Raw genomic sequence first — 24,059 nt, forward strand, 5'->3', positions numbered from 1 at the left:
ACTTGACTGAACCCCTTACCCGCCAGGCGCCATTGTGCCGCCCGGCGGGTCAGGGCTCGTGCGCCTCGGCGTCAGCCATTCTTACGATAACAACAAGAGAATCGTCCTATGCTCGCTTTCCTTGGCTTGGCCATGGTGGTCGTATTCACCTTCCTCATCATGACCAAGCGTTTGTCACCGATCGTCGCACTCACCGTGGTGCCTATCGTCTTCGCGGTTATTGGCGGCTTCGGCGGCACCACCGGCAAAATGATGCTCGACGGCCTGAAAATGGTCGCACCGTCTGCCGCCTTGCTGCTGTTTGCCATCCTGTTCTTTGGCCTGATGATCGACGCGGGGTTGTTCGACCCGCTGATCCGCAAGATCCTCAAGCGCGTCAATGGCGACCCGATGAAAATCGCGGTCGGCACCGCCCTGCTGTCATTGCTGGTCGCCCTCGACGGCGACGGCACCACCACCTACATGATTACCTGCGCCGCAATGTTGCCGTTGTATAAACGCATCGGCATGAACCCAATGATCCTGGCGACCATCTCCATGCTGTCGTTGAGCATCATGAGCGGCATGACCCCTTGGGGCGGCCCCGCGACACGGGCCATCGCCGCACTGGGCCTGGATGCCGGCGAATACTTTGTGCCGTTGCTGCCAACCATGATCGGCGGCGCCCTGTGGGTGGTCTTCACCGCCTTCATACTGGGGCGTGCCGAGCGCAAGCGGATTGGCAACGTGCAACTGCAAAGCGGTGGCGGAGATTGCTACATCAACGCGATTCTTGAAGACACCCCACACAAACGTCCAAAGCTGGCTTACGTCAACCTGGTGCTGGTGATTGCGGTATTGATCGCCCTGGTGATGGGCCTGATGCACTCGGCGGTCCTGTTCCTGATCGGCTTTGTGCTCGCGCTGATGATCAACTACCCGCAATTGGACATTCAGAAAGAACGCATCCTGGCGCACTCGGGCAACGCTATGACGGTCGTGCTGCTGGTGTTCGCCGCAGGGATTTTTGCCGGGATTTTTTCCGGCACCAAGATGGTCGACGCCCTGGCGCAGACCCTGGTCGACTGGATCCCGCCGTCTTGGGGCCATCTGTTCCCACTGGTGGTTGCGGTCACCAGCATGCCGCTGACCTTCGTGCTGTCCAATGACGCCTACTACTTCGGTGTGGTGCCGATCCTGGCCAATGCCGCCGCGGCCTACGGCATTGATCCAGTGGAAATCGCCCGAGCCTCGATCCTCGGGCAACCGGTGCACCTGATGAGCCCACTGGTGGCCTCGACCCTGTTGCTGGTGGGCATGGTCGACCGTGACATCGGCGACTTCCAGAAAGCCACCGTCAAATGGGCGGTGCTGACCTCCCTGGTCGTTACCGCGCTGGCCCTGCTGACCGGGGCTATCAGCCTGTTTACCTGATTCATCTTCCTGCTGCGTTCCAACGCGCCTCGCTCACGGGGCGCGTGCTGCCCTGCACGCCCAATAACAACAACGAGACGTTTGCCATGAACCCTATGTATACCCGTCGGGCCCTTTTTTGCGCGTTCGGCCTGGTACCCATCGCCGGTGCCAATGCCCAAGGCTTTATTGATGACAGCAAACTCAAGCTGCAACTGCGCAATGTGTATTTCAACGAGCACTTTCGCGACGAACACGGCATGAGCGCACGCGCCGCGAGAACGGCAAAAAGCGAGCGCACCGAGTGGGCCCAGGGATTGCTGCTCGACTATCAGTCCGGGTTCACCGCCGGCACTCTTGGCTTCGGCGTAGATGCCCTGGGGCTCTACGGCGTAAAGCTTGACTCAGGACGCGGTCGCAGCGGCACCGGGCTGATGCCGGTGCATGACGACGGCCGCGCAGCCGGCGAATTTGCCAGCGCGGGCGCCACCGCAAAAGCGAGGTTCGCCAACACCACCGTCAAGTACGGCACCCTGCTGCCCAAAACGCCGGTGCTGATTTACAACGACGCACGCTTGTTGCCCCAGACCTACCAGGGCACTCAGATCAGCAGCAACGACATTGAAAACCTGACCATCACTGGCGGGCACCTGGACCGTTTCAAATTACGCGACTCCACCGACAGCGTACCCATCGTGCCTGACGGCTACAGCGGGGGAAAATCGGGAGACTTCAACTATGCCGGGGCCGAGTACAAATGGGGGAAGAACACCCGCTTGAACTACTACTACGGGGAGCTGGAGAATTTTTACCGGCAGAACTTCGCCGGCATCCAGCACGACCTGCCGCTGGCCGGTGGCGTACTGACCGGCGACCTGCGCTACTTCAACAGCGTAGACAGCGGCTCGGCCTACGCAGGCAAAATCGATAACGACATGCTCAGCGGGCAACTGTCCTACGCGATCGCCGGGCATACCGTCGGCGGGGGCTACCAGACCCTGCGCGGCGATGCCGGCTTGCCCTACATCAGCGGCGCCACCGTGTACTCGTTCAGCAACGCCGGCATTGGCAAGTTCATCGAGGAAGACGAAAAGACCTGGATGCTCAACTACGGCTTCAACTTTGCCGCCGTCGGCGTGCCCGGCCTGACCTTCGCTGCGCGCTACCTGAGCGGCAATGACGGCAAGTCCACCAGTACGGTCAAGGAGTGGGAACGCGATACCGAACTGGCCTACGTGGTGCAGACCGGCACGTTCAAGGGCCTGGGTGTGCGCATGCGCAACTATGTCTACCGCTCTGACTTTTCCCGCGGGCGCGACAGCAACCGCCTCTACCTCACCTATGACATTGCCCTCTGGTAAGTCGACGATCGCGGCCCTTGCGGCCGCTTTCCCACCGGTTCAGGTAAGGACATCCCCACATGCTGTTCAAGAACAAAGTACTGATCCTGGTGCTGGCCCCCGTGGTGCTGTTGTCCACGGTGCTGGCCCTGACAACAAGCGCCAACCTGCTGGCGAGCGCCGAGCAGGAAGTCACGGTGACCCGCGAGCGTTTGCTCGATGAAAGTCGGGACCGCCTGAAGGACTACGCCTCCCTTGCACAAACCTCGGTGGCGGACCTTTATGCGCAGGCCCAGACGAGCGAAAAGGCCACACGTGCGCTGGCGATCGCACGACTGTCCAAGATGAAGTACGGCGACGACGGCTATTTTATCGGTTACGACAGCCAGGTCGTGCGCCTGTTTCGTGGCGACAGCAGCGAAGGCGTCGGCACCAACATGAGTGACCGCAAAGACAAGAACGGGGTTTACCTGAACCGGGAAATGGTCGCCGCCGCGAAAAACGGCAGCCACTTCGTCACGTATTCAGGGGCCTTGATCAATACCGACAATGTGGTTGCGAAACTGGCCTACAGTTTTTACCTGCCCGCCTGGGACATGGTGGTAGTCACCGCGATCAACCTCGACAGCATCGAAAGCCAGGTCGCCCAGGTGCGCGCCGAAATCCATCAACGGGTGCGCAGCCTCGTCTATGGGATAACCGTCATCGCCTTGATTGCACTGGGCATCATCGGCGGGCTGGGCTGGGTATTGGTGAAAAACAGCCTGCGCCCCCTGTCACGGATTCGCGAGCACCTCGATGAAATCGCCGCTGGCGAAGGCGATCTGACGCGGCGTCTACCCACCAGCCACGATGAGTTCGGACAGGTAGCCGTGTCGTTCAATGCCTTTTGCGACAAGATTCATGGGCTGGTCAGCCAGATCGTCAGCATGGCCCGTGAGTTGAATGAGTCCGTCACCCAAGTGGCCGAACAGAGCAAATGCATCGACCACGTCATGGAGCAGCAACGCCAGGAAACCGATCAGGTCGCCGCAGCAATCAATCAAATGTCATCCGCTGCGCATGAGGTGGCCGTAAGTGCCCAGAGCGCTTCAGATGCAGCCGCCGAAACCGATCTACAGGCCCAGCATGCCAGGCAGGTCGTCAATGAAAGCATCGCCCGCTTGGGCACGCTGACCGCAGACCTGTCCACGGGCGGCGTATCGCTGCAAAGCCTGCAAGGCGATGTAGAAGGCATTGTCAGCGTGCTGGATGTCATCCGCTCGATCGCCGAGCAAACCAACCTGCTGGCACTCAATGCCGCGATCGAAGCGGCACGGGCCGGCGACGCCGGGCGCGGGTTTGCCGTGGTGGCCGATGAAGTGCGCGCATTGGCCAGCCGGACGCAGCTCAGCACCCAGGAGATCCAAGCCATGATCGAGCGGCTCAACCAGGCCACCACCAAGGTCGTGACCGCGATGAGCCACTCCGGCGAAGCGGGCAATGGCGCCAGCCTGCACGCAGAACAGGCTGGCCAGTCGTTGGGCAAAGCGGTCGAACTGATCGTTACCATCAATGCGATGAACGCACACATCGCCAGTGCCGCGCAGGAGCAGACGTCAGTGGCCGAGGAAATCAACCGAAGCGTCCATCAAATAGCCCGCGCGATTGAAAGCGTCGCCGACCAGACCCAAAACGGCGTGCAAACCGTCGATGAGCTATACGCCATAGGTCATCGCCTTGAAGGTCTGTTGAAGCAATTCAAGATTTAACCCCACGGCACCACGGGACTGCAGGACGCACAAACCCAGTGGGCAGACTGGCTAAAAGTGGTCGAGGCCCTATTTCGCTAGCGTGATTCGTAAACCAAAACGGCTTCAGCCAGCGTCATGTCGCTGGCTGTGGCCGGCTCATGCCCAATCCGCAAAACCTCGAACGCCGCCTCCAGGCTCGCGCCTCTAATAACCCCATCACTCGCGACGAAAGCGGCAGCATCATTGCGAGCGGCAACTATCTTGGAGTCGCCTCCCTTTGAGCTATTGCGGCTACTTCCTTGACTGTCTTCAGTCAGCGTGACGGGGAAAAGAGTCACCGCAAGACTCGACGAAACAACCGCCCCAAAGGCCGAGACTTCCACCGCCCTGCCATCACCCGCGATTACCGGAAAACTGCACGGGAACCCGAGCATGAGCACCACAATCAGTTTGCGCAAAATTCTACTCCACGGGGGGTGAGTCATCCTTTAGAGGCTGAATCTAACGTGTTCCTGGCCGGGCATCCAGGCTGATCGGCCAGGTGAAATGATTTGAATCCAGCGCGTGCTTTCTAGACAATCCCCGCCTTTGGCTCGAAAGGATGCGTGCGATGAAGTTCGAAGGGACTTTCCAATACATGGGCAATCACGGGATCGTGTTCAACGTCTCGCAGGTCACCCTCACCGACAGCGAACGCGGACGCCTGCGCGAGCTGCATTTTGGCGAGGCGAAAAGCGCTCACTACGAGGTCAACCGCAAGGTCGTCGAGGTGTACGACAAGATGCTGGCCAAGAACCTTCCGTGCCTGATGATGATCGGCATCTCCAAGCCACTGACCCGGCAACAGGGCGATGTTCTCAACACTCAACGCACCAAAATCGCCAACCTTGCAGCCTCGGCGTTCGCTGGCGCCACCTCTTATGTTGCCTCCCCCTACGTGGGCGCCCCTGTCGGCGCCGGTGTGCGCATGTACGTGAATGAAACCCTGCCCACCTATCACGCAGGCGACGTACTGGTGAGCATTGAGGCGCAGGTGAATGGCGGCATCGGCCCGCAACGCAGCGCCTCGACACTGATCATCAAGACCTGACGGGAGAAACACATGTCTGACATTACCCAACTGGTCGTTGCACTGGTGCTGTTCTTCCTGCTCGACCGATTTGTTAAGCCGTACCCCCTTCGCAAATGGTTAGGGGTACTGCTGATAGCGATAGGTGCAGTCGGCTGCGTTGCCGCGAGCCAAACCCGCTTGTTTGGGTTTGACCTGGGGTTGCTGTCGATCTTTGCCGTTGCACTGGGGGTGGGGTTGTTCCTGAAGCGGCGGCGGTTCGAGCAGGTGGGTTGAAGGTGGCAGGAGTATTCGCTGATTGGCGCTCCAGCGCTCTGCAGTAAAAAAAGGCCCGCATAAGCGTAATGCTGTTCAGTTGAGCCTTTTTGTAGGAGCGAGGGTACGCCTAGTTCTTGCTCGCGAAGAACTTGAGAGCGCCGCGCTTACCTAGCAAACACGCGTTATCGTTGACGTCCTTCGCGAGCAAGCTCGCTCCTACAGAAAGCAGAATCCGCTTAACTGAATGGCATTACCGCATAAGCGAGGCTGTTCGGTATAAAAAGATTAGAACGCCTCGGCGGGTTTCTTTGCAGCAGCAGAAATTTTATTAGCTTCCAGTTTAGGGAAACCAAATCTGATAACTAGTCCTGCGTCAGCACCCTCACCGGCAATCAATACCTCAGCGGCACGGGTATTGTCCGGTAGCGCCGTCACTTGGCTAGCCATGCTGGTATACCTCTTGGCCTTATCTACGCCTTCATAGAACGTGTACGACACTGTTCCACCACTCATCGCTCCACCTTCAAAATTTGCCAGCTTCGTGGCGAGCTCATCTCTGGTGGATGTGGCGGCTGCTTGGATTACGTCAAACTGAGTACGCCCGTCGGACAATGTCGTCAGCTTGAAGGTTTGCGCCAACGTTCCAACAGATGTGGCGAAAAGATCAGGATCGAAAGCACTGATTAACGAAACCATAATTAGCTTTGAGCCTGAGAAAACCAAAGCAGCAGTAAACTTATGGTCGATAAAGCTCACGTCATCAATGCAAAGTGCAACACCCCCCACGTCCTCAGAGCAGTCGTAATAGCCATCTGCTTCTTTATAGTCAGCCAAAGCAGAGCCATACACATAATTCTTGAACAGGTTGTCTGCAGCGTTCGCACTCATCGAACTGAGCATCACCCCAAGTCCAACGAATACGCCTACGATCAGTTTTTTGTTCATCTGCTCACATCCTTATGAAACATTCCGAGTAATAGTGGCTTGATGCTACCAATCTTGTTCCTTGCTTGTCTTCCCCAATCCCACAACTGCACCTGCTTGGCCATTGGATCTGCAGCGTCAGGAAAGCTGATTAACAGGCCAGCCCGAAACGGCTGACGCTCACCCGCCAAATAGGAGAGATCGTGAACCCCACGAAGTAACTCTCTCCGTCTGTTGCTGTTATGCACTCGGACTTCAATCAAAAAAGCATGGGGTTGCGGAACACTTCTCAAATCCCAGGCAATAAAAAACCCCGTAGACGTTAATCTACGGGGCTTTCAAGAGTGGAGGCCGAGGTCGGAATCGAACCGGCGTAGGCGGATTTGCAATCCGCTGCATAACCATTTTGCTACTCGGCCTCAAACGATCAATGCCAAAACCACCGACATTCACCGCATATAAACTTGAGTGGGCTATGTGAAGCTTGCCTCTACTCTATCTCATTGAAAACATTGAAGTTTTTTATGCCTCAGTGCGTTCGATGGCGGCAATTATGTACTGATTTGCCGGGACTGGCAACCCCTTGATTTCAAAAAATATTCTTCTGTGAAGCAGAGCAAGGGCGACTGGCCCCTGCCCTGCCTGGGGTTAGTAGCCCAATGACAGCCCGGTGTTGCGCCGTGGGTCGTTGGCGCCGTAGAAGCGGTTGTTGCCCACGGGTTTGCCGTCCAGGGATGGGGCGCCGACGAGGATCGCGGCCAGGTGGTTGGCGTCTTGGGGGCCGGCGAATTTGTGGCCCCAGCTTTCGAGGATTTTCTGGGTGTCGGGGCTCAGGGCGAAAGTTTCGAGGTTGGTGCTGTCGGGCATCCACTGTTGGTGGAAGCGCGGGGCGTTGACGGCTTCCTGGATGTTCATCTTGTAGTCGATGACGTTGAGGATGGTCAGCAAGGTGGCGGTGATGATGCGGCTGCCGCCCGGTGTGCCGATGACCATCACAGCCTTGCCGTCCTTGGTGACGATGGTCGGGCTCATGGACGACAGTGGCGCCTTGCCTGGGGCGATGGCGTTGGCTTCGCCCTGAACCAGGCCGTACATGTTGGGCACGCCGACCTTGACGGTGAAGTCGTCCATCTCATCGTTCAAGATCACCCCGGTCTTGCTGGCCATGACGCCGGCGCCGAACCAGTCGTTGAGGGTGTAGGTCACCGAGACTGCGTTGCCCCACTTGTCGACGATGGAGTAATGGGTGGTGTTGCTGCCTTCATGGGGCGCGACGCCGGGCTTGATGGCCGTGGAGTCGCCAGCCTTTTGCGGCTCGATGGCGGCGCGCAGTTTGGCGGCGTAGTTCTTGTCCAGCAGGTGCTCCACCGGGTTCTGTACAAAGTCCGGGTCGCCCAGGTAGCTGTTGCGGTCGACGTACGCGTGGCGCATGGCTTCGATCTGGTAATGGGTACCCTGGGCCGAGCCGTAGCCCAGTTCGGCCATGGGGTAGCCTTCGAGGATGTTCATGATCTGGCAGATCACCAGGCCGCCCGAGCTGGGTGGTGGCGCCGAGACTACGTGGTAGCCGCGATAATCGCACTCGATGGGCGCCAGTTCGCGGGTCTGGTATTTGTCCAGGTCGGCCTGGGCGATGATGCCCTTGCCGGCCTGACTGGAATCGACAATGGCCTTGGCCACCCAGCCTTTGTAGAAGCCATCGGTGCCCTTGGCGGAGATTTCCCGCAGGGTGCGGGCCAGGTCTTTTTGCACCAGTTTCTGCCCGACCTGCAGTGGCTCACCCTTGTTGAGGAAGATGCCGCGCAGGTCCTGGTCTTTTTTGAACTCTTCGGTGGCGCTGTGCAGCATGTCGATATCGCCCTGGTCGAGGGCGAAGCCGTTTTCTGCGAGCTTGATTGCCGGCGCGATGACTTGGGCGCGCTTGAGGGTGCCGTATTTGCTCAGGGCCAGCTCCATGCCGGAGACCGTGCCGGGCACGCCGACGGCCAGGTGGCCCTTGGCGCTGAGGCCGGGGACGACGTTGCCGTCCTTGTCCAGGTACATGTCGGCGGTGGCCGCCAATGGGGCTTTTTCGCGGAAGTCGAGGAAGGTCTTGCGCCCGTCCGCCAGTTGCACGGTCATGAACCCACCGCCCCCCAGGTTACCCGCCGCCGGATAAACCACCGCCAGGGCGTAAGCCACGGCGACAGCCGCATCCACGGCGTTGCCGCCGGCCTTCAACACATCGACGCCCACATGGGTCGCCAAATGCTGGGCCGTCACCACCATGCCGTTTTCACCGGCCACCGGGGCCTGGGAGGCCGCCTGCACACCGCTGAATGTCAGGACCAGGGCCGTCGCGATCAAGGTTCGGGTAAAGGGTTGGTAGTTCATCCGTGGATACTCTGTTTTATTAGAAGCATTAAACGTAGCTGCTTTCGCACGCCAACCCCAGTCAGGTGGCGCGTTTCAGACAGAGCTTGTCGGTGCCGGAATGCTATATTCGCCCCGCCCCACTCCTTGCCATGAGACTCACCGATGCCCACGGTCGCCGACCCGATCCATGCGCTGTACCACAAGATCACCTGGAAGCTGATTCCCTTCCTGTGTTTCTGCTACCTGGCCGCCTATCTGGACCGGATCAACATCGGTTTTGCCAAGCTGCAGATGCAAGACCAGTTGCAGTTCAGCGAAACCGCGTTCGGCCTGGGCGCCGGCCTGTTTTTTGTCGGCTATATCCTGTTTGAAGTGCCGAGCAACCTGATCCTGGAGCGGGTCGGCGCGCGGATCTGGATTGCCCGCATCATGATCACCTGGGGCCTGCTCTCGGCCTGCACGCTGCTGGTCACCTCCACTACCCAGTTCTATGTCCTGCGCTTTTTGCTCGGCGTCGCCGAGGCGGGGTTCCTGCCGGGGGTGCTGTACTACCTGACCACTTGGTTCCCCACCCATCGCCGGGGGCGGGTGATTGCGCTGTTCATGATCGGCCTGCCGCTGTCCAGTGTGATTGGTGGGCCGTTGTCTGGCTGGATCATGAGCCACTTCGACCAACTGGCCGGCCTGCGCGGTTGGCAATGGCTGTTCCTGCTTGAAGCATTGCCCAGCGTGCTGTTGGGGGTGCTGGCGTTCTGGGCGCTGCCCAATACCTATCACCAGGCCAAATGGTTGTCTGCCGAGGAAAAGGCCCTGCTGCAACAGCAATTGCACGCCGACGCCAGCCAGGCCAGCCACAGCCCGCGGCGCTTTCGTGATGGGTTCTTCAACATTAAGGTGTGGATGCTCGGCGGGATCGATTTTTCGATCCTGCTCAGTGCCTATGCCATGGGTTTCTGGATGCCGACCCTGATCCGTAACGCGGGGATCAGCGACACCTTCCATATCGGCCTGCTCACCGCCCTGCCCAGCGTCGCCGCGCTGGCCGGCATGCTGCTGATCGGCGCCAGCTCCGACAAATACCGTGAGCGCCGCTGGCACATTATCGTGCCCTTTCTGGTGGGCGCCGTGGCCATGGCCAGCAGCACCTTCTTCACCCATAACGTGGTCGCCACCGTGGCCCTGTTTGCCGTGGCTTCGGCGGCGATCCTTGGCGCAGTGCCGGTGTTTTTCAGCCTGCCAGCGACCTTCCTCACCGGCACCGCGGCAGCCACTGGCTTTGCCCTGGCCTGTTCCCTGGCGAACATCGCCGGCTTGGTCAGCAACTCGCTGATGGGCCTGGCCATCGACCTGACCGGCAGCAGCGCCGGGGCGATGTGGTTCTTTGCCGGGAGCCTGGTGCTCAGTTGTTTGCTGGTGATCGCCTTGCCGGCGAAGTTGGTCAACCGCTAGGCTGTGGGAGCTGGCTTGCCTGCGATAACGGTGTGTCAGCTGCCAGAAATGCTGACTGAACTGCCGCTATCGCGGGCAAGCCCGCTCCCACAGGAGAGCAGCCTCAATGACCGCTATGGGCCATGCCACTCGGCTGCTGCAACAGTGCCAGGTCAATCTCCTCAAAGCGCAACACCCGCCCGCCGGTATCCGCCGCGACTTTCTGTGCCACCGCCTGCTCGGCAAACGAGGCCAGCACCACGCCCATGGCGCCCTTGAGCCCGGTGCCCAGCACGTAGTACGCCGTCTTGGCGTCGATCAGATGGGCATCATCCGGGGTGTCCCAATGACTGCGCCCCATGTCATGCACATACAGCTTTGACTGGGCATGATGGTTTTCTGGCTGCAACCACCAGCCGAGCATTTCTGCGGTCGAGCAAAACTTCTTCGCCGCGCCCTGCTCCACCACCTCGCCCTTGGGCCCCGGGAATTCGCTGATCACCATGCCGCACACATGGCACTCATCGGCCGGATGAAACGCCACCGGCCCATCACCCACACCCGCCGCCACCGGTTTGTCACACCCGACCAACAGCAGGCTCAACAGCAATACCAACCCGATTTTCATGCTCATCCGCTCCACTAATAAAAACTCAGGCTGCGCGCCGCCCAAACAGCCAATAGGCCCAGGCCAGTGGCCCTACGACCCATAAAGCCAGGCATAGCCACAACACCGCCGTCGGCACTGCCAGGTCGCCCGCCAACGCCATCACGCCCACCGATGCCGGCCCGGTATCGAAACCCGACAGGTTGATCAGCCGGTACACATCCGCCGGGTTGAACAGCAACAACCATGGCAGCAGCGTCGGGCTGAACTGGCCCTCGCTGATGACCAGCAGCGCCAGCAACGCCAGGTCGAACACCAGGACAAAAAAGAACCACACCCCCAGGGCCAGCCCGGCCGCCGTGGACTTCTCTGCCGAGACGGCGCTCAACACATACGCCAGCCCCAGAAAGCCCCAGCCGAGCAAAGTCGACGTCAGCATGAATCGACCAAACGCCCACAGCAGCAGGCTGAACTCGACGTCATCCACCAGCAGCGCAATGGCGAGCATGGCGCAGCCAAAGCCAATGAAGGTCGCCAGGGCCAGGATCAACCCGTGCCCCACGAACTTGCCCAGCAGGATCTGCCCGCGCCCCAGGGGATAAGTGAGCAACAGCAGCAAGGTGCCGCTTTCGTCCTCGCCCACAATCGCGTCATAGGCCAGCAACAGCGCAATCAACGGCATCAGGAAGGTCGCAAGGCTGGCCAGGCTGGCGATGGTCGCCGGGATCGAGGTGAAGCCCAGTTGCCCGGACGCCGCCGCACCGAGCCAGGCAATGCCGATGGCCAGCACCGCGAACAACAGGCTGATCGCTAACAACCAGCGATTGCGCAGGCCATCGCTGAATTCCTTGCGGGCCATGTTCCAGATCGGCGTCATAGGGCACGCTCCGCAGGGCTGTCCATGTAATGGCGATAGAGGTCCTCCAGGGACGGCACGACGATTTCCACATCGCTGGGGTTTTCCTGGTCGAGCAACTGACGCAGCAGGTCCAGCTTGTTGCCATTGAACGCAGCCACTTGCAGGCCCTGCGCGCCCCAGCGCCGGGTCACGTGGCCGGCCTCGCTCCAGCGTTTTTGCAAGAGCGCCGCCCGTTGCAGGCCACTGCTGCGGATCAGGGTCGGCAGCCCGGCTTCTTCGCGCAACGCCGCCAGGGTGCCGAGGGCCAGCAGGCGGCCCTGGGTGAGGATCGCGGCGCGGTTGATATGGGCTTCCACCCCCGGCAGCACATGGGAGCAAAGGATGATGCTGGTGCCCTGCCCGCGCAGGCGGTCGAGCAAGCGATACAAATCCTGGGTGGCGATCGGGTCGAGGCCCACGGTGGGCTCGTCGAGCAGCAGCAGGCGCGGTTCGCCAAGCAGGGCCTGGGCCAGGCCGAGGCGCTGGCGCATGCCCTTGGAATAGGTCTTGACCCGCCGCCGCGCTGCCGCGGTCAGGCCGACGTCTTCGAGCAGCGTCGCGACCTGGCTCATCGGCGCGCCCTTGAGCCGGGCAAAATGCTGCAGGGTCTCCAGGCCGCTGAGTTGTGGGTAGAAGGTCACGTTTTCCGGCAGGTACCCGAGCATCTGCCGTACCTGGGGGTCGCTGGGCGCCCGGCCGAACACCCGCACCTGGCCGCTGCTTGCCTGCAACAGACCGAGGATCAGCTTCATGCTGGTGGTCTTGCCCGCGCCGTTATGGCCGAACAGGCCCAGCACCTCCCCGGGCGCCAGGCTCAGGTTCAGGTCATGCAGCACAGTGGCGCGCCCATAACGCTGGGTCACGCCTTGGATTTCGACGACAGGCATCATGCGGGCTCCTTGAGCAGGGAAAGCGTGGGGTCTTTCATCAGCGGATGGCTGTCCATCACCCCCGGCGACTTGATCACCGGAAACGCCCGCTGCACCCAGCGCAGCAACTCGATGCCGGGGCTGTTCATCAACAGACGCACTTGGGGGTACAGCCACAGCAGGCGGTCGACGTTATCGTTGGGCTCGTAGGCCACATCCCCCAGGCCATCGCTGTTGCGGTCCCAGCCCAGGTAGTCGCTCCAGTAATTGCCCCGGCCATCCGCCGACCACTCCTGCAAACGTGTGGCCACGTACTTGACCTGGCGCTGGTTGCCGACAAAGGCGTTGCCGGCAATCCGGTTGTCTTCGGAGCCGGCCGTGAGGTGAATGCCCACCGCACTGCGCCCGAAGTGGTTGTGTTCGATGCTGTTGAACAGCGAGTTGTAGATAAACAGTGCCTTGCCTTCGGCACCGGTGATCATGGTGTCGCCCGTGGTGCCGTCGCGCACATCGTTGACCACGTTGTCGCGTAGGGTGGAATAGGTGATGTAGTTCATCAGGATCCCGTAGTTCTGATCCTCTTCGGAGCGATTACCGATCACCGTCAGCTTGCGGCTTTGCATCAAGGCGTAGCCGGTACGGGTGCGGCGGGTGATGTTGTCGAGCACCTGGTTGTCGTTGGCGAACATGTAGTGGATGCCATAGCGCAGGTCTTCCAGGGTGTTGCCTTGCAGCAGGTTGCCGTTGGAGGTGTCGATGTAGATGCCGTCGCGGGCGTCGCGCACGTGGTTGCCGATTACTCGCGCGCCCTTGACCGCATACAGGTGGATGCCGTTGCCCCGGTCCTGGGAGCGCAGGGTGGGGTCGCCCTGGATCTGGTTGTCGATCACGCTCACGTCCGCCGTGCCATCGACCCACACCCCAAAACCCTGGCCGCGCATATGGTTGCCCTTGATCAAGGTGCCGTGGGCCTTGGGTTGGATGAAGATCGCCGCGTTCATCGCGGTGAGGTCATGGCCCCAGTCGAGGAAGGTGCAGCCCTCGACGGTGACGTCGGCAGCGCTGATCAGCAAGCCGTTGCCCAAGCCCTGGCTGTGGATCACCGCACCGGGTTCGCAGGTGAGTTGCAGGGGGTGGTCGATGCTGAAGGAGCCCAGGTAGTCGCCGGCGGGCAGGCGCCAGTGCTGCGGGCCTGCGGCTACCAACGGCAAGTCGGTGATGGGCAGTAAAGCGGCGCTGGCGGTGGCCGAAAATAGCAGCCACACACACCCGATCAATAACGTGCGGGGTTGAACCACGGAGCATTCCTTTTGATCAAGACAGATCCCCTGTGAGAGCGGGCCTATCGTGGTGAGCGGTCTGTTGTGGCGAGCGGGCTTGTCGGAACGCCGCATCGCCCGCGCTGGGCTGCGGAGCAGCCCTAAAACATCCAGCCTCGGTTTATCTGAAAAACCGCAGCGGGCTTATTGGGGCTGCTGCGCAGCCCAGCGCGGGCGATGCGGCGTTCCGACAAGCCCGCTCGCCACAGCCGTTAAGCCCGCTCGACCAACATGCGCCCTACCATCTCCATATGCAGCGCATGGCAGAACCAGCTGCAGTAGTACCAATGCAGCCCCGGCTTGTCGGCGATGAAGGTAATGGATGATGTTTGCTGCGGGCTGATTTCCATGCTCACGCCATGGTTGGTCATGACAAAACCGTGGGTCACGTCCTCGATCTGGTCGATGTTGGTAATGGTCACCGTGACCTCATCGCCCTGCTTGACGGTGAACTCGGTCAGGCCATAGGTCGGCGCCATGGAGGTCATGTACACCCGCACTTTCTTGCCGTCGCGGATCACCTTGTTATCGGTCTCCAGCTTGATCCCGTCCTTGGCGGCGATGGCCACGGTTTCGGCAAAGAACGGGTCGTTGCGCTCCCAGATTTTCTTGGTCTTGATCTGGTCACGCCGCGCCATCACGCAGTCATGGGGTTCGGCGAAGGTCGGGCCGTCGTGGACCAGTTTCATTTCATCGCCCGAGATATCGATCAACTGATCGTTTTCCGGGTGCAACGGGCCGGTGGGCAGGAAGCGGTCCTTGGAGAATTTGCTGAGCACCACCAGCCATTGGCCGTCGGCGTCCCGGGTTTCGGTGAGCGAGGCGTGGTTGTGGCCCGGTTGGTAGTGCACATCGAGCTTCTGCTTGATGTAGTTGACCTTCTCGCCGCCATAGGCGCGGATGGCTTCGGCGATGTTCCACTTCACCACCTGGCTGTCGATAAACAGCGTGGTGTAGGCAAAACCCCGGCCGTCGTAGGTGGTGTGCAACGGGCCCAGGCCCAGCTCCGGCTCGCCGACGACCACGCCGCGCGGGTCTTTGATCTTGTCGCTGAACAGGTCGTCGAGCTTGTCGATGGCAATGATGGTGCAGGTCGGCGACAGCTTGCCGTTGGCGATAAAGTACTTGCCGTCCGGCGAGGTGTTGCAGCCATGGGGGTTCTTCGGCACCGGGATATAGCGGGTGAATTCACTGTCCTTGCCATCGTCGCCCTTGCGCCCGTCCACCACCGGCACCTTGACCCCGTCGAGGTTGATGAACTTGCCGGCCTTGATCGCCGCCTCGATGCGCGGGATGTTGAACACCACCACCCAGTCGCGCTCGTTGCGCATCATGCCGCCCAGGTCGGAGGCCTTTTCCGAGTTGTAGCAAGTGGCCGCCGCGTATTTGCCGGTGTAGTCCATGTCGGCGTTGTCGAGGTTGCCGTCGACGATGACCTGGAAGGCCATTTCCATTTTTTCTGCGTCGATGGCGTTAAACATGGTGAAGCTGTTTTTGTCTTGCAGGTCGAAGGTGTGGCCGTCATTGGGGTGCGGAATGATGAACTCGGCGTTGCAGAACACGTACTTGGTGTACGGCACCTTTTGCAGGCGCAGGCCGTGGATCGCCTGGGCGTTGGGCACGGTGACGATTTTGTCGCACTTCATGATGTCCAGGCGGATCCGCGCGACGCGGGTGTTGGCCTTGTCGTTGATAAACAGGTATTTGCCGTCGTAGCGGCCATCGGTGGTGGACAAGTGCGGGTGATGGCAATCACCGTTCTGGTATTTGGCGCCCTCGCCGAGGATGCGCTTGCTCTCGTTGGTCAGGCCCCAGCCGGTGGCCGAATCGACGTTGAATACCGGGATGCGCATCAGCTCGCGCATCGACGGCACCCCCAGCACCCGCACTTCGCCTTGGTGGCCGCCGCTCCAGAAACCGTAGTACTGGTCCAGCTCACCCGGGCCCACATGGATCTTCGACTTCGCTTCCTTGGCCGCCGCCGCAAAGGACTCGCGGGTAAACACCGTACCGCCGATGGCCGAGGCGCCTGCCAGCACCGCGCCGGTCACGGCGCCGGTGCCGAGGAAGCCACGCCGGCTCATGCCTTCGGGTTGCGGTGTGGCCCCGGTTTTTTTCGATTCGCTGTCGTTCATGATGTGCTCCAGATGGGAAAAGTGGGTGCCCAAGGCCGTCATTCAGGCACCGCCACCTGCACCACCGGGATCAATTGCCCAGGGGTGGGTGCGGCCTTGTTGCGTTTCTTGCGTTTGTTGATCAGTGGCGGGCATTTGTGGTCGTTGTGCCAGGTCATCTGGCAATCGAGGCAGTAGTGGCATTCATTGGCGTTGATATGGCCATCGGGGTGGATCGCCTGGATCTCGCATTCCTTGGCGCACAACTGGCACGGATCGCCACATTCCTTGCGCCGCTTGAGCCAGTCGAACAGGCGGAACTTGCTCGGGATTGCCAGCGCCGCGCCCAGCGGGCAGAGATAGCGGCAATAGACCTTGCGCGTGAAAATGTTGATCACCAGCAGCACCAAGGCATAGGCGACGAACCACCACTGGCGGTCGAAATGCAGGGTGATGGCGGTCTTGAACGGTTCCACTTCGGCAAACCGTTCGGCAGTGGCCATCGACTCCAGGGACAGGCCAAACAGCCCCAGCAGGATCAGGTACTTGATCGCCCACAGCCGCTCATGCACGGCAAACGGCAGTTCGAACTGGCGCACCTTGAGCTTGCGCGCCGCCTCGTTGATCAACTCCTGCAGCGCCCCGAACGGACACAACCAACCACAGAACACCCCACGCCCCCACAACAGGATGCTGGCGGCGGTGAATACCCAGAGCATGAAGATCAGCGGGTCGGTGAGGAACAGCTCCCAGCGGAACTGCTGGAACAGCGCATGCACGAAGGTCAGCACATTGACCACCGACAACTGGCCCAGGGCGTACCAGCCGATAAACACCACGGTAAACAGCAGATAACCGCGACGCACCCAGTGCAGCAGACGCGGGCGCCGGGCCAGGCTGTCCTGCAAAAACAGAATCACCGTCAACAGCACCAGGGCGGCGCCCAGCACCAGGACCTGCACCTGTTTCTGGTACCAGATCGTCAGCCACATCGGCCGGTTGGCTTCGTCGATGGCGGCCTGTTCCGCGGCGGTCGGCAGGGGTCGTTCCAGGTAGGCCTCGGGCATCTGGTAAGGCAGTTCAAAGCTGGTGAAGGTGCCGCTGACCGGGCCGGTCTGGCGCCGCACCAGCAACTCCAGGGTCCACGCCGAGCCTGGGTCGAACGCGGCCTGGGGGCGCACGATAAACACCGACATTTCCTCGAACTCGGGCATGCCCTCGGCGAATACGTCATACAGGCGCTGGTGGTCCATATCGCGAAAGCTGATGACGTTGCCGAACTGGCGCAACTGCACCCGATCAAAAATCCCGCCGCGCACGTAGCCCGAGCCCTTGAACGAAAAAACCCCGCGCCCCAGCACCGCAATGGCCTGCTCGCCAGGCTTGAGGCCCTGCATCAGCACCCGGTATTGCGCCTCGCCCAACAGGTTGCGGCCGATGGTCGGCGCATTGAGGTCCGCCACATACAAGTCGATAAATGTCTCGTCGGCCTGCCCCGGCCCCGCCACTTCCACACCTTCGGCCTCGGTGCCCTTGAAGGCAGCGTCCACCTGGCCGCGTGTCAGGTGCAGGCGGCGCACTGCGCCATTGCCGGTCAATTGCGCCCAGTTGGCGGGCTCGAACAGATCAGGGCGCACCAGCGCGACTTTCTGCGCGGTGCTGGCCTTGTCCTCGATCAATTTGAGCGACACCGCCACTTCATGGGCGGCACGCATGATCACTTCATTGACCACCATGGCCGTAACGGTGGCACCGGCCACCGCATCCACGGTCACCGCCTGGCTGTCGCTGGAGTGCCCAACCACCACCCGCTGCCTGACGTTGATCCCACTGTAGCGCGCCGTGAAGTCATGCAACTTGGCCTCGGGAATGCCGATCAGCAGGATCGGCTCGTGGTGCTCCAGCACATAGGCATCACGGATCACCCCGGCCGGGTCGAGGATCACTTGGGTGTTGATCGGTTTGCCGGAGTAAGCCGGGATATCCACCACGTCCAGGCTCTGGAACACGTAGCCGATCACCGCGCCTTTGGCCGACAGCGTGCGCACCTTGAACTTGCCTTCAGGGGCGGAAATGGCGTCTGCCTGGGGGAAGATCTTGTCGATGCGCTGCTGTTCAATCGCGCCGTAGGACTTGGCCTGGGCCGGGCCGGCCAGGCTGAACAGTAAAACCAGGACAACCAACCAGGTGACGGGGCTTGCCGCCAAGGTAGCGAGGGTCGAGGGCTTGGTGCGGTTCATGGGCTCACTGACTTCAACGGCCGGAATATGCAGCCGATGGTAGGTGGCAGGTGGCCAGTGAGCCCTTGATTGAAATCAAGTCTGGGGGCGGTGCGGCGTTTGGGCGCTGGGCAGGCAGCCCCGGCTTAACAGTCTTTGACAGTTTCCCGACAAAGCTGTCAAAGACCCCTGCCCACGCCGTCCCTAGGATTCGAGCCTCCCATGGAACAACGAAGGCCATCATGCGTTCAAGAACGATCTACCTCGCTGCCACCTCTGTGTGCCTGCTCACCTGCACCCAACTGTCAGTCGCCACCGACTGGCAATACAGCCTGCAAGCCGGGGCGGCCAACCTGCCGCGCTACAGCGGCAGCAATGAACGGATGACCGCGCCCCTGCTGGGCGTAAACGTCGTCAGCCCATGGGGGATTTTTCTCGATACCAACAAGGGCCTGGGCTGGGGTTATGAGGATGACCAGTTGAGCTTAAGCGCCTATGTCGGCGCCAGTACCGCGCGCAAGGACCAGAAGAAAAGCACCCACCTGGGTTCCGACCGGCTCAAGGGCATGGGCGACATCAAGTCGCGGCCACAGTTTGGGGTGAGTGCCAGCTATACCCTGGGCAGCGCGATCCTGGGCGCGACCCTGGAACATGCCTTGGAGCAAGACGATAAAAAAGACAGCGGCAAGGCCTTCACCTCATTGGAGTTGAGCATCGGCACCAACCTGTATGACGGCGACTACGGCACCGTGGACGCCAGCCTCAACAGCCGCTTTGGCGATAGCAACTATGTACAGACGTGGTATGGCGTGACTAGCGGCCAAGCCCAGCGCAGCCGCTTTCGCGCGTATGACGCCAAGGGTGGGATGGTCAGCCGGGGGCTGAACCTCGATTGGAGCGTGCCCCTTGGCGAGCACACCACATTTTCGACCTTGCTGGATGTGCAGTACTTGTCGGGTGATGCGGGTAAAAGCCCGATTGTGGAGCGCAGGATGCAGACTTCGGTGATGGGCGTGCTGAATTACACCTTTTGACGGAGCGGATGGCTGGGGCAAGCCCGCTCGCCACAACAGCCCGTTTGCCACAATCGGCCGGTCGGCATCTACAGATCGGTGTAGGCCCAAGTCATGCGAAACGACGCCCCGCCCCACTGCGAGTCCAACACCTGCACCTGCCCGCCATGCCACTGGCTGACCCGCTGGACCAACGCCAGGCCCAGGCCAAAGCCGCCGGTGCGGCGGTCGCGGCTGGCGTCCAGGCGCGTAAACGGCTGGAAGATTCTCTCGCGGCCGTCCTCGGGTACGCCGGGGCCGTCATCGCAGACGCGTACCTCATAGCCACTGCCGAATTTGACCAACGACACCTCCACCCGATGCTCGGCGTAACGAATGGCATTGCGCAGCAGGTTGATCACGGCGCGCGCCATAAACCGTGGCTCGATCTGGATGAACTCCACTTCACAGGTACGCAGTGACAACTGCACGCCTTCCGCTTCCGCTTCCAGGGCGACGCTGCCGATCACACTGTCGAGCCAGCTTTGGGCCTCGATGTTCTCGCGGGTGACTTGGGTGGCACCACGCTCAAGGCTGGCGTAGGTCAACAGCTCGGAAACCATGTCTTCCAGCTCGCCAAGGTCGGCGTACATGTCGCCAATCAGCGCGCGGCTCTGGCGCGGGTCCGCTTCCTGCTTGAGTTGATCGAGCTCAAACGACAAGCGCGCAATCGGTGTGCGCAATTCATGGGACACCGCGTTGGTCAGCTCACGCTGGTTGGCGATCAAGTGCTCGATGCGCTCGGCCATCTGGTTGAAGTGCCCGGCCAACTCACGCACGGTGGAGCGACGCGGCAACAGGATGCGCGAGCCCAGGTCATTGTCACCAAAACGCTGGGCCGCCAGGCGGATGTGCTCAAGGTCACGCCAGTGCGGGCGCACCCAGAAATACAGGACGATGGCCAGGCACAAGCCCAACAAGCTGTAGGCCCACAGATACAGCCAGCGTGGTTCCACCGGCAGCTTGACCTCAAGCAACTGCGCGCCGCCGTCGATTTCAGTGATGAACTCCATGAAATCGCCGCGCACCACCAACTTGCCATCAGCCAGCAACTGTTGCTCGCGGGGGTCAAGGCCGGCTGCGTCGCGGTCAATAAACCCCAGGCGCAAGCCATAGTGCTTTTGCAGCTCGGCCAGCCGCGCCTCGCGGGCCGGCCCGGGCGGCAACGGACGCAACTGCTCAACCAGGCCGTAGGCCGGGCCGCGCATGGCTTCACGGTTGTAGGTTTCGTTGGCTTCGGGCAGCAATTCGTCGAAGGTGTAGTTCACCAGCCAGATCGCCCCCGCCAACCCCAGGGCCAGGATGATGTACAGGCGCAGAAACAGGCGCAGCATCTGGCTAGACCTCCCAGGCAAACGGATTGAACAGGTAGCCCTTGCCCCAGATGGTCTTGATGCACACGGGTTCTCGGGGGTTGTCGTTGAGTTTGCTGCGCAGCTTGCTGATATACACATCGACACTGCGGTTGAGCCCATCAAAGGCAATCCCGCGCATACGGTTAAGGATATCGTCGCGCGAGAGGATCTTCCCCGCGCTGCTGGCCAGCAACCACAGCAGCTCGAACTCCATGGTGGTCAGGTCGATCTTCTCATCACCCAGGCTCACGCCCCGGCAACTGCGGTCAATCGCCAGTTGGCCGAACGCCAGCGAGCCGCGCACCGTCGGCTCCGGCAGATGGCGGCGCTGCAAGGCGCGCAGGCGTGCCAGCAGTACGGGTGGTTTGATCGGTTTGATCACGTAGTCATCGGCGCCGGATTCCAGGCCGAGGATATGGTCCAGGTCATCCTCCTTGGCGGTGAGGATCACGATGGGTGTGTCGGACACATTGCGGATCTCGCGGCACACATGCAGGCCACTCTGGCCCGGCAGCATCAGGTCGAGCACGACGATCTTCGGCTTGAAGGCCAGGAACGCCGCCAAGGCTTCATCGCCCCGGTGCACCACGCGCACGTCAAAGCCATGCTGTGCCAGGAAATGCTCGATCAGCCCTGCCAGCTTCTCATCGTCCTCAACGAGCAAGACCTTGCCCAGACCCAAGTTTTCCATAAGTTTCCACTGCGCGCGCCGATTGAAGTGCGCGCATTATAGTGGGCAACCGCGCTCCACAAGCGCATGCAGAGCCCCTTACTGCGGGGCTTCGACGCAAACTTCATGTTTTTAAGAGTTTTTTACAAATAGCCCGCAGTCTTTCACGATCAGGCCGGTACGCCGCTGTGGAAACGGAACTCGACGTCCGGCGATTCGATCAACTCCTGCTCGGCGGCGCGGACCCGCTCGATCACCTGGGCAACGTCCTTGGCATCACCATACTGATAAGCCAGCTTCAGATAACCCTGAAAATGCCGCGCCTCGCTTTTCAGCAAGCCAAAGTAGAACTTGCCGAGTTCTTCGTCCAAATGTGGCACCAGTGCTTCGAAACGCTCGCAACTGCGCGCTTCGATAAAAGCGCCCACCACCAGGGTGTCCACCAGCTTGACCGGTTCGTGACTGCGCACCACCTTGCGTAGACCCGAGGCATAGCGACTGGCATGCAACTGGCGCAGCTCGATCTTGCGCTTTTTCATCAGGCGCATGACTTGCTCATGGTGCACCAGTTCTTCGCGGGCCAGGCGCGACATCATGTTGATCAGGTCGACATGGGAGTGGTACTTGGCAATCAGGCTCAGGGCAGTGCTGGCGGCCTTGAACTCGCAGTTCTTGTGGTCGATCAGCAGGGTTTCCTGGTCGGCCAGTGCGGCCTGGACCCAGGCATCGGGGGTGCGGCAACCGAGGAATTCATGGATTTCGGGCAGGTTCATCGGGCTCACGGGCAAAGGATCACAAAAGGCCGCCGATTATACCGACCCCGCTGCAGACCACCAGTCACGGGCCTTGATGTGCATCAACATGCCGTACGGCGGGCAACAACTATAGTTGTTCCACGCCCTGTCCTTTCCACCCTTGGAGATCCCGCTCATGAACGATATTGGCAGAATCCTCGTGATCATCGAGCCCGAACACTCGGAGAGCCTGGCCCTCAAGCGCGCCAAGCTGATCGCCGGGGTGACCGACGCACACTTGCATTTGCTGGTATGCGATCCAAAACATGAGCATTCGGCATTGTTGAGCTTGCTGAAGGAACAACTGTTGGCAGACGGCTATAGCGTCAGCACCGAACTGGCCTGGAAAAACAATCGGCACGAAACCATCATCGCCGTGCAGCAAGCCGAAGGGTGCGCACTGGTGATCAAGCAGCACTACCCCGACAGCCCGCTGAAAAAGGCCCTACTGACACCCGACGACTGGAAGCTGCTGCGCTTGTGCCCGGCGGCAGTGCTGTTGGTCAAGACCGCGACCCCGTGGACCGACGGGGTGATCCTGGCGGCCATCGACGTGGGCAACCTCGACAACGAGCATAAATCCCTGCACGCCGCCATTGTCGATCATGGCTTTGACATTGCCAGCCTGGCCAAGGGCCAATTGCATGTGATCAGCGCCCATCCGTCGCCCATGCTGTCGGCCGCTGATCCGGTGTTCCAACTCAAAGAAACCATCGAAGCCCGCTATCGCGAGCAGTGCAAGGCCTTCCAGGCCGAATTCGACATCGATGACAACCGCCTGCACATCGAAGAAGGCCCGGCCGATGTATTGATTCCCCATGCCGCCCATAAATTGCGCGCGGCGGTCACAATCATTGGCACCGTGGCGCGTACCGGGATTTCCGGGGCGCTGATCGGCAACACGGCGGAAGTGGTGCTGGATGCGCTGGAGAGCGATGTGCTGGTGCTTAAGCCCCAGAGCATCATCGATCACCTGGAGGAACTGGCCAACAAGCCCTGATACCCATCCCTCGGCCAATGAAAATCAATTGTAGGGGCTGGCTTGTCGGATCGCCGCACCGCTGCGATGGCGGTGGGTCATCTGATACATCTCTGCCTGAACGGACGCCATCGCGGGCAAGCCCGCTCCCACATTTTGATCGGTGTCGTCAGCCAGAAAGTGCATCCTTGAGGAACCCAGGGGCGATGTAGCGCTGGTAATGCGCCTCGGACAGGATAAAAAATTCCCGATCAATGGCATCGCGCAGTTCCGGCAGGTTCCAGTCGCGAAACTCCGGCATCAGCACCATCCCATAGGCTTCCAGGTTGTTGATCACCCGCGCCCCCCGGGCGATCAACTGGTAGGCCCAGCAGTATTCGGACTGGTGCGGCACAAAGCGGATTTTGCGCTGCTCCAACTGCCAACGCAGCTGTTTGGGATCGAAAACCTCCAGTTTGCCCGCCATCACCTGCACCAGCAGTTGCTCAAGCCGCAGCCATACGGCACGTTTTTCTTCCTCTCCATAGCCGTTCCACTGGATCACTTCGTGGTGGAAACGCTTGCAGCCCCGGCACACGAGATCGCCGTAAACCGTGGAGCACAGGCCGATGCAAGGGGTCTTGATGGTTTGGTTGGACATGGGTGGCAGCGCACAAATCAGCGAAACAGTGGCCCATGTTAGCC

Annotated in this window: 21 protein-coding genes, 1 tRNA gene and 1 pseudogene; 9 read left to right on the forward strand and 14 right to left on the reverse strand. The window is 60.7% G+C overall.

The window, feature by feature from the left end; all coding sequences use genetic code 11:
* Nucleotides 1-108: 108 nt before the first annotated feature.
* The 4 genes and pseudogenes from HKK57_RS25520 (at nt 109) to HKK57_RS27465 (ending at nt 4,483) form a co-directional block, all read left to right on the forward strand.
* Complete coding sequence (locus HKK57_RS25520; protein WP_029294875.1) at nt 109-1,413, forward strand: CitMHS family transporter; 1,305 nt, start codon at nt 109-111, stop codon at nt 1,411-1,413.
* Between the two features lie 95 nt (nt 1,414-1,508).
* Nucleotides 1,509-2,753: an OprD family porin gene (locus HKK57_RS25525; protein ID WP_169391258.1), complete on the forward strand. Its 1,245-nt coding sequence runs from the start codon at nt 1,509-1,511 to the stop codon at nt 2,751-2,753.
* Between the two features lie 59 nt (nt 2,754-2,812).
* Nucleotides 2,813-3,619 (forward strand): annotated as a pseudogene (locus HKK57_RS27460) (cache domain-containing protein); the annotation flags it as partial.
* Nucleotides 3,620-3,727: 108 nt separating this feature from the next.
* Entirely contained in the window at nt 3,728-4,483 is a 756-nt protein-coding gene (locus tag HKK57_RS27465; protein ID WP_442962271.1) for a methyl-accepting chemotaxis protein, read from the forward strand.
* A gap of 77 nt (nt 4,484-4,560) precedes the next feature.
* Here HKK57_RS27465 and HKK57_RS25535 read toward each other — a convergent pair whose 3' ends face one another.
* Nucleotides 4,561-4,923, reverse strand: a complete 363-nt coding sequence (locus HKK57_RS25535) for a DUF2388 domain-containing protein (RefSeq protein WP_237150421.1) — start codon at nt 4,921-4,923, stop codon at nt 4,561-4,563.
* Nucleotides 4,924-5,075: 152 nt separating this feature from the next.
* Between HKK57_RS25535 and HKK57_RS25540 the strand changes: the two genes are divergently transcribed.
* Both HKK57_RS25540 and HKK57_RS25545 read left to right on the forward strand, forming a co-directional pair.
* The gene (locus HKK57_RS25540) at nt 5,076-5,555 is read left to right on the forward strand and encodes a hypothetical protein (RefSeq protein ID WP_070994994.1); all 480 of its coding nucleotides are present in this window, start codon (nt 5,076-5,078) and stop codon (nt 5,553-5,555) included.
* Nucleotides 5,556-5,567: 12 nt separating this feature from the next.
* Nucleotides 5,568-5,810: a hypothetical protein gene (locus HKK57_RS25545; protein ID WP_029294865.1), complete on the forward strand. Its 243-nt coding sequence runs from the start codon at nt 5,568-5,570 to the stop codon at nt 5,808-5,810.
* A 267-nt stretch (nt 5,811-6,077) separates the two neighbouring features.
* Here HKK57_RS25545 and HKK57_RS25550 read toward each other — a convergent pair whose 3' ends face one another.
* The 3 genes from HKK57_RS25550 to ggt all read right to left on the reverse strand — a co-directional run bounded on the left by HKK57_RS25550 (nt 6,078) and on the right by ggt (nt 9,089).
* Entirely contained in the window at nt 6,078-6,737 is a 660-nt protein-coding gene (locus tag HKK57_RS25550; RefSeq protein ID WP_154907427.1) for a hypothetical protein, read from the reverse strand.
* A gap of 324 nt (nt 6,738-7,061) precedes the next feature.
* Nucleotides 7,062-7,135: transfer RNA gene (locus tag HKK57_RS25555), tRNA-Cys, on the reverse strand.
* 229 nt (nt 7,136-7,364) lie between these two features.
* Nucleotides 7,365-9,089 carry a gamma-glutamyltransferase gene (gene ggt, locus HKK57_RS25560; protein WP_169391079.1) on the reverse strand — a complete coding sequence of 575 codons (1,725 nt, stop codon included), beginning with the start codon at nt 9,087-9,089 and terminating at the stop codon, nt 7,365-7,367.
* Nucleotides 9,090-9,233: 144 nt separating this feature from the next.
* On the opposite strand from ggt, the gene HKK57_RS25565 reads away from it, so the two are divergent.
* Nucleotides 9,234-10,520 (forward strand): MFS transporter, encoded by a 1,287-nt coding sequence (locus tag HKK57_RS25565; RefSeq protein ID WP_154907426.1) that lies wholly within the window; start codon nt 9,234-9,236, stop codon nt 10,518-10,520.
* A gap of 103 nt (nt 10,521-10,623) precedes the next feature.
* Here HKK57_RS25565 and HKK57_RS25570 read toward each other — a convergent pair whose 3' ends face one another.
* The 6 genes from HKK57_RS25570 to nosR form a co-directional block, all read right to left on the reverse strand.
* On the reverse strand, nt 10,624-11,127 hold the full coding sequence (locus HKK57_RS25570; RefSeq protein ID WP_237150420.1) for a nitrous oxide reductase accessory protein NosL: 504 nt from the start codon (nt 11,125-11,127) through the stop codon (nt 10,624-10,626).
* Between the two features lie 25 nt (nt 11,128-11,152).
* On the reverse strand, nt 11,153-11,983 hold the full coding sequence (locus tag HKK57_RS25575) for an ABC transporter permease (RefSeq protein ID WP_029294854.1): 831 nt from the start codon (nt 11,981-11,983) through the stop codon (nt 11,153-11,155).
* Nucleotides 11,980-12,891 (reverse strand): ABC transporter ATP-binding protein, encoded by a 912-nt coding sequence (locus HKK57_RS25580; RefSeq protein ID WP_029294852.1) that lies wholly within the window; start codon nt 12,889-12,891, stop codon nt 11,980-11,982. Before HKK57_RS25580 ends, HKK57_RS25575 begins: the two co-directional genes overlap by 4 nt.
* Nucleotides 12,891-14,150 carry a nitrous oxide reductase family maturation protein NosD gene (locus tag HKK57_RS25585; RefSeq protein WP_405045207.1) on the reverse strand — a complete coding sequence of 420 codons (1,260 nt, stop codon included), beginning with the start codon at nt 14,148-14,150 and terminating at the stop codon, nt 12,891-12,893. The genes HKK57_RS25580 and HKK57_RS25585 overlap by 1 nt, the downstream gene beginning before the upstream one ends.
* A gap of 254 nt (nt 14,151-14,404) precedes the next feature.
* Nucleotides 14,405-16,327 (reverse strand): TAT-dependent nitrous-oxide reductase, encoded by a 1,923-nt coding sequence (gene nosZ, locus HKK57_RS25590; protein WP_029294848.1) that lies wholly within the window; start codon nt 16,325-16,327, stop codon nt 14,405-14,407.
* Nucleotides 16,328-16,365: 38 nt separating this feature from the next.
* Entirely contained in the window at nt 16,366-18,546 is a 2,181-nt protein-coding gene (gene nosR, locus HKK57_RS25595; RefSeq protein WP_104912165.1) for a transcriptional regulator NosR, read from the reverse strand.
* 221 nt (nt 18,547-18,767) lie between these two features.
* On the opposite strand from nosR, the gene HKK57_RS25600 reads away from it, so the two are divergent.
* Nucleotides 18,768-19,559, forward strand: a complete 792-nt coding sequence (locus tag HKK57_RS25600; RefSeq protein WP_169391082.1) for a MipA/OmpV family protein — start codon at nt 18,768-18,770, stop codon at nt 19,557-19,559.
* A 68-nt stretch (nt 19,560-19,627) separates the two neighbouring features.
* On the opposite strand, the gene HKK57_RS25605 is transcribed toward HKK57_RS25600, so the two are convergent.
* The 3 genes from HKK57_RS25605 to HKK57_RS25615 form a co-directional block, all read right to left on the reverse strand.
* Nucleotides 19,628-20,911 (reverse strand): ATP-binding protein, encoded by a 1,284-nt coding sequence (locus HKK57_RS25605; RefSeq protein WP_154907422.1) that lies wholly within the window; start codon nt 20,909-20,911, stop codon nt 19,628-19,630.
* 4 nt (nt 20,912-20,915) lie between these two features.
* A complete protein-coding gene (locus HKK57_RS25610; RefSeq protein ID WP_029294841.1) occupies nt 20,916-21,623 on the reverse strand; it encodes a winged helix-turn-helix domain-containing protein in 708 nt (235 codons plus the stop codon).
* 149 nt (nt 21,624-21,772) lie between these two features.
* Nucleotides 21,773-22,375 carry a tRNA-(ms[2]io[6]A)-hydroxylase gene (locus tag HKK57_RS25615; RefSeq protein ID WP_029294839.1) on the reverse strand — a complete coding sequence of 201 codons (603 nt, stop codon included), beginning with the start codon at nt 22,373-22,375 and terminating at the stop codon, nt 21,773-21,775.
* 157 nt (nt 22,376-22,532) lie between these two features.
* On the opposite strand from HKK57_RS25615, the gene HKK57_RS25620 reads away from it, so the two are divergent.
* Nucleotides 22,533-23,396, forward strand: coding sequence for a universal stress protein (locus tag HKK57_RS25620; RefSeq protein WP_070995003.1), 864 nt, complete (start codon nt 22,533-22,535; stop codon nt 23,394-23,396).
* A gap of 148 nt (nt 23,397-23,544) precedes the next feature.
* Here the strand turns inward: HKK57_RS25620 and HKK57_RS25625 are convergent, their stop codons facing one another.
* The gene (locus HKK57_RS25625; RefSeq protein ID WP_029294834.1) at nt 23,545-24,015 is read right to left on the reverse strand and encodes a DUF1289 domain-containing protein; all 471 of its coding nucleotides are present in this window, start codon (nt 24,013-24,015) and stop codon (nt 23,545-23,547) included.
* Nucleotides 24,016-24,059 lie beyond the last annotated feature (44 nt).

Origin of the sequence: Pseudomonas sp. ADAK21 (genome assembly GCF_012935735.1) — a bacterium.
GTDB classification, from domain to species: Bacteria; Pseudomonadota; Gammaproteobacteria; order Pseudomonadales; family Pseudomonadaceae; genus Aquipseudomonas; species Aquipseudomonas proteolytica.